We start from the raw sequence: 15,001 nt of genomic DNA on the forward strand, positions 1-15,001 counted from the left end.
GATCATGAGCAAGCAACCCTCCCTGAGCTACAAGGACGCCGGTGTAGACATCGACGCCGGTGAAGCATTGGTCGAACGCATCAAGAGCGTCGCCAAGCGCACTGCGCGCCCCGAAGTCATGGGCGGCCTGGGCGGTTTTGGCGCCCTCTGCGAAATCCCGGCCGGCTACAAGCAGCCTGTGCTGGTGTCCGGCACCGACGGCGTGGGCACCAAGCTGCGCCTGGCGCTGAACCTGAACAAGCACGACACCATCGGTATTGACCTGGTTGCCATGTGCGTCAACGACCTGGTGGTGTGTGGCGCAGAGCCGCTGTTCTTCCTCGACTACTACGCCACCGGCAAGCTGAACGTGGACACCGCTGCTCAAGTGGTCACCGGCATCGGCGCCGGCTGCGAGCTGTCGGGTTGCTCTCTGGTCGGCGGCGAAACCGCTGAAATGCCAGGCATGTACGAAGGCGAAGACTACGACCTGGCCGGTTTCTGCGTCGGTGTTGTCGAAAAAGCTGAAATCATCGACGGTTCCAAAGTCGCAGCCGGTGACGCCCTGCTCGCCCTGCCATCGTCCGGCCCGCACTCCAACGGCTACTCGCTGATCCGCAAGATCATCGAAGTGTCCGGCGCCGACATCGAGAATACCCAGCTCGACGGCCAGCCGCTGACCGACCTGCTGATGGCCCCGACCCGCATCTACGTGAAGCCTTTGCTCAAGCTGATCAAGGACACCGGCGCCGTCAAAGCCATGGCCCACATCACCGGTGGTGGCCTGCTGGACAACATCCCGCGCGTGCTGCCTAAAGGCGCACAGGCGATTGTCGACGTGGCAAGCTGGACGCGTCCTGCCGTGTTCGACTGGCTGCAAGCGCAAGGCAATGTCAACGAAACCGAAATGCACCGCGTGCTGAACTGCGGCGTAGGCATGGTTATCTGCGTGGCTCAAGAGCACGTTGAAACCGCGCTGAACGTACTGCGTGAAGCGGGCGAGCAGCCTTGGGTTATCGGCCAGATCGCAACCGCTCCAGAAGGCGCGGCCCAGGTTGAACTGAAGAACCTCAAGGCTCACTGATGCCTGAGACCTGTGATGTCGTGGTGCTGCTCTCCGGCACCGGCAGTAACTTGCAGGCCCTGATCGACAGCACGCGCACCGGCGATAGCCCGGTGCGCATCGCTGCGGTGATCTCCAACCGCAGCGACGCCTACGGCCTGCAACGCGCCAGGGACGCGGGTATCGACACCCGCTCCCTGGATCACAAGGCTTTCGAAGGTCGCGAGGCCTTCGACAGCGCCTTGATCGAACTGATCGACGCCTTCAATCCCAAACTCGTGGTGCTTGCCGGTTTCATGCGCATCCTCAGCGCCGATTTCGTGCGGCACTACCAAGGGCGCCTGCTCAATATTCACCCGTCCCTGCTGCCCAAATACAAAGGGTTACACACACACCAACGCGCCCTTGAGGCCGGCGACACGGAGCATGGCTGCAGCGTGCACTTTGTCACCGAGGAACTCGATGGCGGGCCTCTGGTCGTACAGGCAGTGGTTCCGGTAGAGTCTGCAGATTCGGCGCAGACACTTGCGCAACGGGTTCACACCCAGGAACACAGGATTTACCCGCTGGCTGTTCGCTGGTTTGCCGAGGGACGATTGATTCTCGGCGAACAGGGTGCATTATTGGACGGTCAGTTACTCGCGGCCAGCGGCCACTTGATTCGAACCTAGGAGATTTTATGCGTCGCGCCCTGCTCTTCGCTTTTGCGCTGTTCGCCTTGCCCGCTGTGCAAGCAGCAGACCTTCACCCGTTCTCCGCCAGCTACACCGCCGACTGGAAGCAGTTGCCCATGAGCGGCTCGGCCGAGCGCAGCCTGGTCAAGAATGACAATGGCTCGTGGACCTTGAATTTCAAGGCGTCCATGATGATCGCCAGCCTCACCGAGACCAGTGTTATCCGTCTCGACAAAGATGCCCTGCAGCCCGTGAGCTACAGCTTCGAACGTGGCGGCCTGGGTAAGTCGAAGAAGATCAACCTGGACTTCGACCAGACGGCCAAGAAAGTCACCGGCTTTGAAAACAAAGACCCGGTCAACGTCGCCCTGCAAAGCGGCATGCTCGACAAGTCGACTTACCAGTTGGCACTGCAACGCGATGTGGCGGCCGGCAAGAAGAGCATGAGCTACATCGTCGTTGAAGGCACCGACACCGACACCTACGACTTCCGCGTGATCGGCCCGGAAAAAGTCCAGACCAAGGTCGGCGCCATCGATGCGATCAAGGTTGAACGTGTACGTGACCCGACGCAAAGCAAGCGCATCACCCAGATGTGGTTTGCCAAGGACCTGGGCGGCATTTTGGTAGCCTTGCGCCAGGTGGAAACCGACGGCAAGGAATACAACATCATGCTGCAGGACGGTACCGTTGATGGCCAGGCTATCAAAGGTAGCTGATACCGTGATGTGATTAAAAAGAGCCTCGCTGAATGCGGGGCTTTTTTTCGCCTGGAGGTTTTGTGTTGAAACCACTACCGCTATCGCAGGCAAGCCAGCTCCCACAGGTGAATGCATTTCAAATGTGGGAGCTGGCTTGCCTGCGATAGGGCCAACACGGTCACCACAAGACTTTAAGCCCATCCGAACATGAAACTTTTGTCATAAAACTCAGCACCCTGCGACGCAATGTCGCGATTTGCGTGGCCTGCAGCACTGTTGCATTTCCTGCAATAAATAGTTGCGCGCAAAATCGGTTTACTTAGCAAGCTAACAAAACATATAAAAGAGACCTGCGACGACTTGCCGCAGATCAACCAGAGATTGGAGCAAGCAGATGACTGTAAAAGTAACTGAACGCGACGATGCACACATGTCCCACGAAGCACTGGGCCATGGGATTCACATCTGGGATGTACATCAACAAGACCAACTGGTCGGCATGTTCCACAACGAGAACGAAGCCCACAATTATAAAAACGAGCTCGAATCTCTTGAGATGAAACGCCAGGCTGAAGGCTCCTGAAACTCTGAAATCTGCCAGTCACCCAGCCCCACACAGCAGCTGGTGTGCCTACACACAAAAACCCCGCCTTTGAGCGGGGTTTTTCGTTTCTAACAGCCACCGTTTTCCTGTGTTCTGCCACGACCGCATGAAAGCAGATACACCCTACAGAACCCCAGGCTTCGTACTACAAGTCACCTCAAAGACACTGAACCAGCCTGACTTAGCCCCTTCAACCCTGATTCCAGACCTGCATGGTCGCTCTCTCCGGCTTCGAACCGCCCTCCTTTCGCCCCTGAATAATCGTTTCCGCAAAAAGCGTAACAACAAATAGACATTTGGTAATGATTCTCGATAGTATCCGTTCGCTTTTCACTCAGCCCTACGGATAAGGAGTTCGATTTGATGCACGGACAGGTCGCCACACCGGAAAAACTACTGCTGGAACGCTGGGGTGAAGCACTCTCCACTCGCCAATTCCTGGCTAAGCACGTCACGCTTGATGCCCTGATCGATACCCTCGCACCTGCCGCCGAACGCAGCTTCCAGCGCCTGATCCAAGCCCTGTTCCGTGAAGGCCTGCTCAACCCCACCACACGCACTTATGACGAACACAATCGCTGCTGGCTGGAGCTACCCGACCACACCCGCCTATGTTTTGATCACCTGCGCCCAGGCCGCATGGCCAGCTGGGATTTGCGCGGCACGGTGAGTGTCCTGCGCGCTGGCCAGCCCGAACAAAAAATCCGATTCCCCTCGCAGTTGCTGACATTACTCAACAGCAGCCTCGAATCATCTGCCGCCCCAGACGTCTTGAGCCGCCTCAACCGGGAGATAGACGACAGCTTTATCAACGATACGCTGTGCCTCGCCTTCCACGAGCAGTGGACCCTCGAGCTGCACGCCGCAATGGCCCCCGCGCATCAAAACAATTTGCTCAGCTACCTCAAGAACAACCCAAGCGTTTCCAACCCGACATCAGTACTCGAGCAGTGGGGCACCTTGGGCCATCCATGGCACCCCAACTACAAGACGAAGTTGGGCTTGGGTACAGAGCAGGTGATTGAATTCTCGCCGGAGTTCGAGGCGCGCTTTCCGGTATTGCTCTGCGCGCTGCACCGCCAGTTCGCCCATGTCGAAAGCCTGGCCGGTACTGCAGATTACTGGCAGTGGTGGCAAAACCACTTCCCGCAGGCCGCCCGCCAACTGACAGCGCACTTAAGCGCTCAAGGCCTTGAGGCTGGCGACTACCTGCCGATGCCCGCTCACCCTTGGCAAGCTCGCCAAGAGCTGCCGCAACTGTTCGCCAATGAAATCGGTGACAGGCTGCTGGTGCTGAGCGACATCGTCGCGTTCACCGCCCACCCCACCATGTCATTCAGGACCGTGTTGCCTGAAGGCCGGTGCGACGCGCCAATGGTTAAACTTCCCGTGTCGCTGCGCTTGACCAGTGTGCAGCGCACAGTGTCGCCACGCTCCGCGCGCATGGGGCCACGGATCAGCCATTTACTGCAAACCATCCTGGCACGCGAGCCACACATTCAAAAAATCCTGAGCATCGTGCCCGAACGACTCGGCGTGCATTTCCAACCACAACCTGCCAATGACGAGCACTCCCGGCACCTGGCCGTCCTGTACCGTGACAACCCGCAGAGCCTGCTCGAACCGGGCGAAATGGCCATTCCGGTAGGCAGCCTGTTTGCCATTGATCAGCATGGGCACCCCTTGCTCAAGCAGTGGGTACGCCTGAGCAAAGGCGCTGATGACGCGCAGGCCATGCAGGCGTTTTTTAAAGACTATGCATCGATTGCAGTGCCGGCACTGCTGGGCATGTACTTGCGTTATGGCGTGGCCTTCGAGGCCCATCAGCAGAACTCCTTTATGGTCATGGGCACAAACGGGCAAGCAAACCGCCTGTTGCTGCGTGATTTCGGTGATATCCGCATCGACCGCAAGACCTTGCATGCCCATGGTCTGGACATCGAACTGCACGACCCGAAGATGACCTTGTACGACGATGCCGGCTTCGTGCGCGACAAGTTGCTGCACACCGTGTTCATGTGTCACTTGGGCGAACTGGTATTGCTCAGTGCGCGCCATTTCGATATTCCGGAGGGGCTGCTGTGGGACGAGCTGTCAGCCCAGGTCCGCGAGTGTTTCGATAATTTGCGCAGCCAGGTCGAACCCCAACGTTGGCAGACCGAACGTGCCGCGCTGCTGGAGCAGGACTGGCCAGCCAAGTCGTTTATGCGCATGCGCCTGATGGAAAGCCACGCCGATATCGTCGGACGCCTGCCGAACCCGCTGAGCACTGCCGCCAATGTCGGCTAACAACACTGCATTGCGCCTGTTGGTGGTGATTCAGTTGGTGTCGATGGGCGCCATGGAGATGAGCGGCCCCTTCTGGCCGTTGCAGATCCAGAAACTGCTGGGCGTTGCCAACGCCCAGTACACCGGCCTGCTGTCGTCGCTGGTGTATGCCGGGCCGATGATGGCGGCGATGATCCTCACGCCAATGTGGGGGCGCCTGGGTGATCGTACCGGCCACAAGCCGATGATCATTCGCGCGCTGCTGGCCCTGGCGGTATGCCAGGCGCTGGCCGCTGTCACCACCGACCCGTGGCTGCTGGTGGTCATCCGCGTGGCGCAAGGTGCGCTGGCAGGTTTTATTGCAGCAGCCCAAGCCTATGCGCTGGCGTACTGCGCCGAAGGTGGGCGCGGGCACATTCTGGCGCGGTTGCAATCGGCCACCGCCGTGGGCTCGCTGGCCGGGCCGGTGCTGGGTGGCTGGCTGATGGATATTTCCGGTTTCGCGTTGCTGTGCTACAGCGCCACGGCGGTCTGCCTGCTGTGCGCGCTGATCAGCCTGTTTCTACCCAGCGATGCGCCGCGCTCAAGACCGGTACGCGCCTCAACGCCTACGGCACTGCCCAAAGGCTGGCTCGGCGCAATGCTCGCCATCATCGTGCTGATCCAGGCCGCCAAGATGATGCCCCAACCGTTTTATGCCCTGTACGTCGCCGATGTTCTACACGCTCCTGCCTGGCTGATCGGCGCCAGCTACGCCGCCAGCGCACTGACGCTCGCGCTGTCCGCGCCGCTGTGGGGCCGCCTGTTTGACCGACACCCCGCGGCGCAAACATTACGCATCATCGAATGGGTCACGTGGTTTTGCGCCTTGACGCTGGCCTTCACGGCGATGGCCGGCGAATGGCTGGGGTTCCTCGCCAGCCGGCTGCTGTGGGGCGTGTGGCAAGGCGCGCTGCTGCCGGTCGCCTACACGTTGATCGCCAACACCGTTGCACCCAGCCAGCAAGGGTTTGCCTTGGGCCTGGGCAATAGCGCCGCAAAAGGTGGCGCGTTGTGCGGTGCACTGTTGGGTGGCGTCGGCATGGCAATGGTGGGCTTGGCGCACAGCTTTTGGCTGGTGGCACTGACCTATGCCTTGGCGGCCCTGGGTATCCGCGCCATCCGTTCGTTCACCCGAACACCTGAGACTACCGATTTTTCTGTCAATACTTCTAATAACTCAAAGGCAAGATCATGAACAAATCACAATGGGCCGTCCTGCTGCCCCTGCTCGGTTCGATAAGCGCGCCTGTCTGGGCCGATCAACCTGAAGACGCGCCAGCGGCGGCTACCAACCTGCAATTGCAGGCGACGGTCGTTTCGGCCACTCGCAGTGAAACCAGCATTGCCGCGATCCCAGGCTCGGTGCAGGTCATCGACGAAGCACAGATCCGCCAGCAGACAGCAGCAGGACGCCGGGTTGCCGATATCCTCGGGCAACTGGTCCCGGGCATAGCACCCTCCAGCGGTGGCATGAGCAACTTCGGCCAAACGCTGCGCGGGCGCAACACGCTGATCCTGATTGATGGCGTGTCCCAGAACGCCACGCGTGACAACTTCCGCCAGCTCAACAGCGTGGCACCGGAAAGCATCGAGCGCATCGAAGTGATTTCCGGCGCCAGCAGCGTCTACGGCGCCGGCGCCTCAGGCGGCATCATCAACATCATTACCAAGCGCAACAAAGGCGAAGACCTGGCCTTCAGCAGCAAGATCGGCATGACCGCCGGTAACAATTTCAGCCACAAGGGGTTTTCCTACGAAGCCTTCCAAAGTGCCACCGGCCGCAAAGGCCCGGTGGACTGGTATGTGTCGGGCAATACGGTGCAACGCAACGACCAGTTCGACGGTAACGGCAAACGCATTCCCCAGGACACGTCCCAGGGCAGCAACATGGACACCGACACCTACGACCTGCAAGGTCGCTTCGGCTACGAGCTGGATGACGACAAGAAGATCAGTCTGTCGCTGCAAGACTATAAAGATGAACAGGACACCCGCTACACCAAGAACCCACGCATCACCAGCACTGCCGTCGCGGTAAAAGGCCTGGACCTGGATGACCAACCCTTCACCCACAACCAGGCGGTCAACCTCAATTACGCCGACAAGGACTTCTACGGCCAGGGCTTGCAGGTCGAAAGTTACTGGCGGCGTGCCGATGCACTGTTCTTCCCGGACCTGTCTCGCGGTCGTGCCGGGGTGTCCGACAACAACAGTGTGCAAGACGTCTATGGTGTGCGGGCAGCGATTGATACACAAATGCCGGACATCGGCTCGGCGACCGGTAATCTGGTCTGGGGCGCCGACTATGACCATGAAACCTCGCGCCAACGCGGCGACCAATACCGGGTCAACGGCCTGAGCTATACCAAGACCGGCACCACCTTTGAGATGGGCCCGGACATCGCAACCAGCACCAAAGCCATTTTTGGTCAGCTGTCCTACGATATCGATGACTGGACCTTACGTGGCGGCATCCGTCGTGAGTGGATCGAAAGCGAAGTGTCCGACAGCATTGCCTACGGCGAGATCGTGCAGACCGGCAACCGCGCCACACTGCCGGGCGGCACCCTCAAATACGATGACACGCTCTACAACCTGGGTGCGGTGTACCACCTGAATGAAAACCAGGATGTGTTCGTCAATTTCAGCCAGGGGTTTTCCCTGCCGGATATCCAGCGCTTCCTGCGGGACGTCAACAGCAAATACGACATCCAGGACCTGAACGCCCAAGCCCTCAAGGTCGACAGTTACGAGCTGGGCTGGCGTGGCAACTGGGACAAGTGGCTGGCCAACGTCACCGCGTATGAGAACACCTCGGACGTCACCCAGTTTTATGATGCCAATGACCGTGTGTTGCGCCTGATCAACCAGAAAGAGCGCGTGCGCGGCATCGAAACCAGCCTGACCTACAACGTCACCGATCAATGGTCGGTAGGCGGCACGTACGCCTACGCCAAAGGCGAGACCCAGCAAAACGGCAAATGGATCGACCTGCCCGCCACACGTATCTCGCCTGCCAAGACCACCGCCTTTGTCGGTTATGACCGTGGCGACTACAGCCTACGCCTGCAAGGCATGCAACTGGCCGACTATGATGCCGCGGCCAAAGACAACAACGGCCGCGATATCAAAGGTTATACGCTGGTCGATCTGCTCGGTTCGGTCAGGTTGCCAGTCGGTCGCCTGGAAGGCGCGATCTACAACCTCAGTAACCGCAATTACCAGAACATGTTTGCCCAGGCCAACGCCCGTGCGCCGTACCCGAACGCTGAAGGGCGTACCTTCAGCGTGAGTTATGCAGTGGATTGGTGATCGGCTGAAGCTGCAGGTTAAAAACACAAACCCCGCCTTTTGAGCGGGGTTTGTTGTTTTTAACGCCTTACCACATCAGATCATCCGGGATCTGGTAGGCCGCGTATGGATCGTCCTCATCCGGCACCTGGCTTTCGGTGAGGATATTGAGCTGCACGATACGCTCTGGTGCGCGCTCCTGGATCTTCAGCGCCGCTTCACGCGGGATCACCTCGTAGCCGCCACCGTGGTGCACGATCGCCAGGGAGCCGTTGCTCAGTTTGTTGCGCATCAACGTGTTGACCGACAGGCGCTTGACCTTCTTGTCATCCACGAAGTTGTAGTAGTCCTCGGTAGTCAGCTTGGGCAGGCGCGAGGTTTCGATCAGTTGTTTAACCTGAGCCGTGCGGGCCTTGGCCTCGGCTTTTTCCTGCTGCTGGCGGTTCAGTTCCTGGTCGCGCTTGACCTTTTCGGCATGCGCTTCGGCGGCCAGGCGCGCCTGGGTGTCATCAGCCTCGATCTGGCCCTTGTGGACCAGGCGCTGCTGCTTCTGTTTGTCTTTGCCGACCTGCTTGGCCTGCTTTTGGTTGACCAGACCTGCTTTGAGCAACTGGTCGCGAAGGGAAAGGCTCATGGTGCTTACTCACTTAGGCAACTGCTCAACCGCAGCTGGACACATTCTTTTCCTGGCGTTTGGCTTTGCCCCACAGGGCGTCCAACTCTTCGAGGGTGCAATCTTCTATGGGTTTGTGCGTATCGCGCAATGCCTGTTCGATAAATCGGAAACGTCGTTCGAACTTGGCGTTGGCGCCACGCAGCGCGGTTTCCGGGTCGACCTTGAGGTGACGGGCCAGGTTGACCGCCGCAAACAACAGGTCACCGACCTCATCGGCGATCGCCACCGAATCGTTATCAGCCATGGCTTCGAGCACTTCATCCAGCTCTTCACGCACGTTGTCGACCACCGGCAAGGCAGCCGGCCAGTCGAAACCTACCTGGCTGGCGCGCTTTTGCAATTTGGCGGCGCGGGATAACGCGGGCAAGGCCGCAGGTACGTCATCGAGCAGGGACAATTGCTCGGGTGCGTCGGATTTTTCTGCGCGCTCCTCGGCCTTGATCTGCTCCCAGCGTTCTTTAACCTGTTCTTCGCTTAACTGGGGAATATCCAGCGGCGCGTACAAATCACCCGTCGGGAATACGTGCGGATGGCGACGAACCAGCTTGCGCGTAATGCTGTCGATTACCCCGGCAAATTCAAAGCGCCCTTCTTCCCGCGCCAGCTGGCTGTAATACACCACCTGGAACAACAGGTCGCCCAACTCGCCTTGCAGATGATCAAAGTCGCCGCGCTCGATGGCATCGGCAACCTCGTAGGCTTCTTCAAGGGTGTGCGGCACGATGGTCGCGTAGGTTTGCTTGATGTCCCACGGGCACCCGTATTGCGGGTCGCGCAGGCGATTCATCAGGTGCAGCAGGTCTTCAAGTGAATACATCGGTCAATCTCTGCCCATTGTCTGGAACCGCTGAAGATCTAATGTGGGAGCTGGCTTGCCTGCGACAGCCTCGACTCGGTCTATCAGACAGACCGAGTCGCCTGCATCGCGGGCAAGCCCGGCTCCCACAGAAAGCAGCCCACAGATATTTTCAGACCGCATCAAGGTGTGCGATTACGCCGAGTCTCGATGATGTTCGGCAACTGGGAAATCCGCCCCAGCAACCGCCCCAACGCGTCCAGCCCCGGGATCTCGATGGTCAGGGACATCAACGCGGTGTTGTCCTCTTTGTTCGAGCGGGTGTTGACCGCCAGCACGTTGATGCGCTCGTTGAGCAGCACTTGCGACACGTCACGCAGCAAACCGGAACGGTCGTAGGCACGGATGATGATGTCCACCGGGTAGGTGAGCACCGGCACCGGGCCCCAACTGACCTGGATGATGCGCTCGGGCTCGCGCCCGCCCAGTTGCAGCACCGAGGCGCAATCCTGGCGGTGAATGCTCACGCCACGCCCCTGGGTGATGTAGCCGACGATGGCATCGCCCGGCAATGGCTGGCAGCAGCCGGCCATTTGCGTCATCAGGTTGCCCACGCCCTGGATCTGGATATCGCCGCGCTTGCCAGGCTTGTAGCCGGTGGCTTTGCGCGGAATCAGTTCCAACTGCTCGCTGCCGCGCTCCGGCTCGACCAGTTGCTGGGCCAGATTGACCAATTGCGCCAGGCGCAAGTCGCCAGCACCGAGGGCTGCGAACATGTCTTCGGCGATCTTCATGTTGGCTTTTTCGGCCAATTTGTCGAAGTCCACCTGTGGCAGGCCCAGGCGCGCCAATTCGCGTTCAAGCAAGGTCTTCCCGGCCGCGACGTTCTGGTCGCGTGCCTGCAACTTGAACCAGTGAACGATCTTCGCCCGCGCCCGCGATGTGGTGATGTAGCCCAGGTTCGGGTTCAGCCAGTCGCGGCTCGGCGTGCCGTGCTTGCTGGTGATGATCTCGACCTGTTCACCGGTTTGCAGGCTGTAGTTGAGCGGCACGATGCGCCCGTTGATCTTGGCGCCCCGGCAGTTGTGGCCGATTTCGGTGTGTACGCGATAGGCGAAGTCCAGCGGCGTGGCGCCCTTGGGCAAGTCGATGGCGTGGCCGTCGGGGGTGAAGATATAGACCCGGTCCGGCTCGATATCCACCCGCAGCTGCTCGGCCAGGCCGCCGATATCGCCCAGTTCTTCGTGCCATTCCAGCACTTGGCGCAACCAGGAGATCTTCTCTTCGTACTGGTTGGACCCGGCCTTGACGTCCGTGCCCTTGTAACGCCAGTGCGCGCAAACTCCAAGCTCGGCCTCTTCGTGCATGGCGTGGGTGCGGATCTGCACTTCCAGCACCTTGCCCTCAGGGCCGATCACGGCGGTGTGCAGCGAGCGATAGCCGTTTTCCTTGGGGTTGGCGATGTAGTCGTCGAATTCCTTGGGGATGTGCCGCCACAACGTGTGCACGATGCCCAGCGCGGTGTAGCAGTCGCGCATTTCCGGCACCAGTACGCGCACGGCGCGCACGTCGTAGATCTGGCTGAAGGCCAGGCCCTTGCGCTGCATTTTGCGCCAAATGGAATAGATGTGCTTGGCGCGGCCGCTGATGTCGGCGTCGACGCCGGTGGCTTGCAACTCGGAACGCAGCTGGCCCATCACGTCGGTGATAAAGCGCTCACGGTCGAGCCGCCGCTCGTGCAACAGCGTGGCAATTTGTTTGTATTGGTCGGGTTCGAGGTAGCGGAAGGACAAATCCTCCAGCTCCCACTTGATATGGCCGATGCCCAAGCGGTGCGCCAGCGGCGCGTAGATGTCGAACACCTCGCGGGCCACGCGGTTGCGCTTTTCGTCGTCGGCGGTCTTCACCGCACGGATCGCGCAGGTACGTTCGGCCAGCTTGATCAGCGCGACGCGCACGTCGTCGACCATGGCCACCAGCATTTTGCGCAGGTTTTCGACCTGGCCCTGGGTGCCCAGCACCATGGACTGACGCGGGCTGAGGCTGGCGCTGATGGCGGCCATGCGCAGCACGCCGTCGATCAGCTTGGCCACCACCGCGCCGAAACGCTGGCTGACCGTCGGCAACGGGATATGCCCTTCACGCACGCCACGATAAAGCACGGCGGCGATCAGCGAATCCTGGTCCAGCTTGAGATCGGCGAGGATCTCGGCGATTTCCAACCCGGTGCGAAAGCTTGAAGTGCCTTCGGCCCACAGGTTCTTGGCCGCATTGTCTTGCTGTTCAGACTCACGAGCGAACTCGCAGGCTGCTTTCAAGGCTTCACGGTCCAGTGCCGGGTCGACACTGACGGCATGATCCAGCCATGCCTCGAGATTGATACTGCCGTCGGTGTTGATCGGCTGGTGTGCTCTCACCTGTACCATCTTGCTTACCTTCCCTACGACGCACCTTGGATGCGCCAAAAATCATCGCTGACCTGCTGCGTAACCCTAGCGGTGCAACCATTAGGCTAGGTACCACTCCCTGACAGGTCACGGCCCAGGAGACGACAGGCCAGTCGGATTAAACGGGCATCCTAGCCCGCTTCAAATAACGCCATGGCCTCGACATGCGCTGTTTGCGGAAACATGTCGAGGATCCCGGCACGTTTTAGCCGGTAGCCTTGCTTGACCAACTCAACCGTGTCCCGCGCCAGCGTGGCCGGGTTGCAGGACACATACACCAAGCGCTTGGCCCCCAGGGTGGCGAGCTTGCGCACAACCTCCAGGGCACCGTCACGGGGTGGGTCCAAGAGTACCGCAGAAAAGCCCTGTTTGGCCCACTCCGCGTCGGTCAAAGGCTGGGACAGATCGGCCTGAAAAAACTGCACATTATGCAAATTGTTGCTGACGGCGTTCTGCGCCGCCCGCTCGACCATGGCTTGCACGCCCTCTACCGCCACCACTTCGCGCACCTGTTTGGCCAGTGGCAGGGCAAAGTTGCCCAGCCCGCAAAACAGGTCCAGCACCCGTTCTTCGGCCTTTGGCGCCAACCACTCCAGGGCCTGGGCGACCATCGCATCGTTGACTCCGGCGTTGACCTGGACAAAATCTCCCGGACGGTAAGCCAGTTCCAGATCCCATGCCGCCAGTCTAAAACCAAGCGCCTGACCCGGCTCTACCGGCTCCGGCTGGCCCTCGCCATGCAGCCACAATTGGGCGTCATGGAAGGTGCAAAATTCTTTCAATACCTGCAGGTCCGCTTCGGACAGCGGCGCCATGTGCCGCAGCAACACGGCAATTGACGAACCACTGAACAACTCCACATGCCCCAACGCCTGTGGTTTGCTCAGGCGGCGCAGCATGTTCGGCAAACGCTGCATGATCGGTTGCAAGGCTTGTACCAGCACCGGGCAATCATCGATAGCGACGATATCCTGGCTGGCCACGGCGCGAAAACCCACCTCAAGCTGTTTGGCCTTGGCATCCCAGCGCACCGCCACACGGGCGCGGCGACGGTAGCCGAACTCCGGCCCGCTCAACGGTGCCGCCCACTCTTGCGGTTCGACACCGGCCACACGGGTCAGTTGCTCGGCGAGCATGCGCTGTTTCAGGGCAAGTTGTTCGTCATGGGGCAGGTGCTGCACGCTGCAACCGCCACAGCGGCCGAAGTGCGCGCACGGTGCCGGGCGACGCAGTTCGCTGGCCTTGAACACACGCTCGGTACGCGCCTCGACGATTTTGCCGTGGGCGCCCAACACCCGCGCTTCGACTTCTTCGCCGGCCAGCGCGCCATTAACGAACCAGGTGCGGCCTTCAAAGAACACAATGCCGCGGCCATCGTTAGCCAGGCGCTCGATGGTCAGGCGTTGCTTCTTGCCCACCGGAATCTGCGGGGCGCGGCTGCCGCCCGTCGGCTGAAAGCGCAGGCCTCTCTCGTACTTGGCCATCAGTTGGGTTCGTCGAAGATGCCGGTCGACAGGTAGCGGTCGCCTCGGTCACAGATGATCGCGACGATCACCGCGTTTTCAACTTCTTTGGACAGACGCAACATACCGGCCACAGCGCCACCGGAGGACACGCCACAGAAGATGCCTTCTTCACGCGCCAGACGGCGGGTGGTGTCTTCGGCTTCACGTTGGGCCATGTCGATGATGCGGTCCACGCGCGTCGCGTTGTAGATCTTGGGCAGGTACTCTTCAGGCCAACGACGGATACCGGGAATGGCCGCGCCTTCCATCGGTTGCAGGCCGACGATCTGGATCGCCGGGTTCTGCTCCTTGAGGTAGCGCGAGTTACCCATGATGGTGCCGGTGGTGCCCATGGAACTGACGAAATGGGTGATGCTGCCTTGGGTCTGGCGCCAGATTTCCGGGCCGGTGCTGGTGTAGTGTGCCTCGGGGTTATCGCCGTTGGCGAACTGGTCGAGCACCACGCCACGGCCTTCGGCGGCCATGCGCTCAGCGAGGTCACGCGCGCCTTCCATGCCTTCTTCCTGGGTGACCAGGATGAGTTGGGCGCCATAGGCGGTCATCGCCGCCTTGCGCTCGGCACTGCCGTTGTCGGGCATGATCAAGACCATCTTGTAACCCTTGATCGCCGCGGCCATGGCCAGGGCGATGCCGGTGTTACCCGAGGTGGCTTCGATCAGGGTGTCGCCCGGCTTGATCTGCCCACGCAGCTCGGCGCGGGTGATCATCGACAACGCCGGGCGGTCCTTGACGGAACCGGCCGGGTTGTTGCCTTCGAGCTTGAGCAGCAAGGTATTGCTGGTTTCACCCGCCATGCGTTGCAAGCGGACCAGGGGCGTGTTGCCGACGCAATCGGCGATTGTAGGGTACTGCAAGGTCATGGCGTATTCGCAATCCAGACTGCGGGGGCGAACATCATACCGGGAAAGGCCGGCGGGCCATATCACGCAAAGTG

The 15,001-nt window shown here is 60.3% G+C and carries 12 protein-coding genes; 7 read left to right on the forward strand and 5 right to left on the reverse strand.

What is annotated here, in order from left to right; genetic code table 11:
- Window positions 1-4: 4 nt before the first annotated feature.
- The 7 genes from purM to GIW48_RS06365 all read left to right on the forward strand — a co-directional run bounded on the left by purM (window position 5) and on the right by GIW48_RS06365 (window position 8,643).
- A complete protein-coding gene (gene purM / locus GIW48_RS06335; protein WP_017134881.1) occupies window positions 5-1,063 on the forward strand; it encodes a phosphoribosylformylglycinamidine cyclo-ligase in 1,059 nt (352 codons plus the stop codon).
- Entirely contained in the window at window positions 1,063-1,713 is a 651-nt protein-coding gene (gene purN / locus GIW48_RS06340; RefSeq protein ID WP_017134880.1) for a phosphoribosylglycinamide formyltransferase, read from the forward strand. Before purM ends, purN begins: the two co-directional genes overlap by 1 nt.
- A gap of 8 nt (window positions 1,714-1,721) precedes the next feature.
- Window positions 1,722-2,435 (forward strand): DUF3108 domain-containing protein, encoded by a 714-nt coding sequence (locus GIW48_RS06345; RefSeq protein ID WP_017134879.1) that lies wholly within the window; start codon window positions 1,722-1,724, stop codon window positions 2,433-2,435.
- Window positions 2,436-2,811: 376 nt separating this feature from the next.
- Window positions 2,812-3,000, forward strand: coding sequence for a hypothetical protein (locus GIW48_RS06350; protein ID WP_017134878.1), 189 nt, complete (start codon window positions 2,812-2,814; stop codon window positions 2,998-3,000).
- A gap of 384 nt (window positions 3,001-3,384) precedes the next feature.
- Window positions 3,385-5,310 carry an IucA/IucC family protein gene (locus tag GIW48_RS06355; protein ID WP_236460373.1) on the forward strand — a complete coding sequence of 642 codons (1,926 nt, stop codon included), beginning with the start codon at window positions 3,385-3,387 and terminating at the stop codon, window positions 5,308-5,310.
- Entirely contained in the window at window positions 5,300-6,526 is a 1,227-nt protein-coding gene (locus GIW48_RS06360) for an MFS transporter (protein ID WP_099548855.1), read from the forward strand. The genes GIW48_RS06355 and GIW48_RS06360 overlap by 11 nt, the downstream gene beginning before the upstream one ends.
- A complete protein-coding gene (locus tag GIW48_RS06365) occupies window positions 6,523-8,643 on the forward strand; it encodes a TonB-dependent receptor (protein ID WP_099548854.1) in 2,121 nt (706 codons plus the stop codon). Before GIW48_RS06360 ends, GIW48_RS06365 begins: the two co-directional genes overlap by 4 nt.
- Window positions 8,644-8,710: 67 nt before the next feature.
- Here the strand turns inward: GIW48_RS06365 and GIW48_RS06370 are convergent, their stop codons facing one another.
- The 5 genes from GIW48_RS06370 to cysM form a co-directional block, all read right to left on the reverse strand.
- Window positions 8,711-9,256 (reverse strand): DUF2058 domain-containing protein, encoded by a 546-nt coding sequence (locus GIW48_RS06370; RefSeq protein WP_017134874.1) that lies wholly within the window; start codon window positions 9,254-9,256, stop codon window positions 8,711-8,713.
- Between the two features lie 25 nt (window positions 9,257-9,281).
- Window positions 9,282-10,115 (reverse strand): nucleoside triphosphate pyrophosphohydrolase, encoded by an 834-nt coding sequence (mazG, locus tag GIW48_RS06375; RefSeq protein ID WP_236460372.1) that lies wholly within the window; start codon window positions 10,113-10,115, stop codon window positions 9,282-9,284.
- A gap of 161 nt (window positions 10,116-10,276) precedes the next feature.
- Window positions 10,277-12,520: a GTP diphosphokinase gene (gene relA, locus GIW48_RS06380; RefSeq protein WP_017134872.1), complete on the reverse strand. Its 2,244-nt coding sequence runs from the start codon at window positions 12,518-12,520 to the stop codon at window positions 10,277-10,279.
- Window positions 12,521-12,672: 152 nt separating this feature from the next.
- Window positions 12,673-14,025, reverse strand: coding sequence for a 23S rRNA (uracil(1939)-C(5))-methyltransferase RlmD (rlmD, locus tag GIW48_RS06385; protein WP_236460371.1), 1,353 nt, complete (start codon window positions 14,023-14,025; stop codon window positions 12,673-12,675).
- Window positions 14,025-14,927, reverse strand: coding sequence for a cysteine synthase CysM (cysM, locus tag GIW48_RS06390; RefSeq protein WP_017134870.1), 903 nt, complete (start codon window positions 14,925-14,927; stop codon window positions 14,025-14,027). The genes rlmD and cysM overlap by 1 nt, the downstream gene beginning before the upstream one ends.
- Between the last annotated feature and the right edge of the window lie 74 nt (window positions 14,928-15,001).

Source organism: Pseudomonas sp. PA-6-3C (assembly GCF_021605825.1).
Classification (GTDB): Bacteria; Pseudomonadota; Gammaproteobacteria; order Pseudomonadales; family Pseudomonadaceae; genus Aquipseudomonas; species Aquipseudomonas edaphica.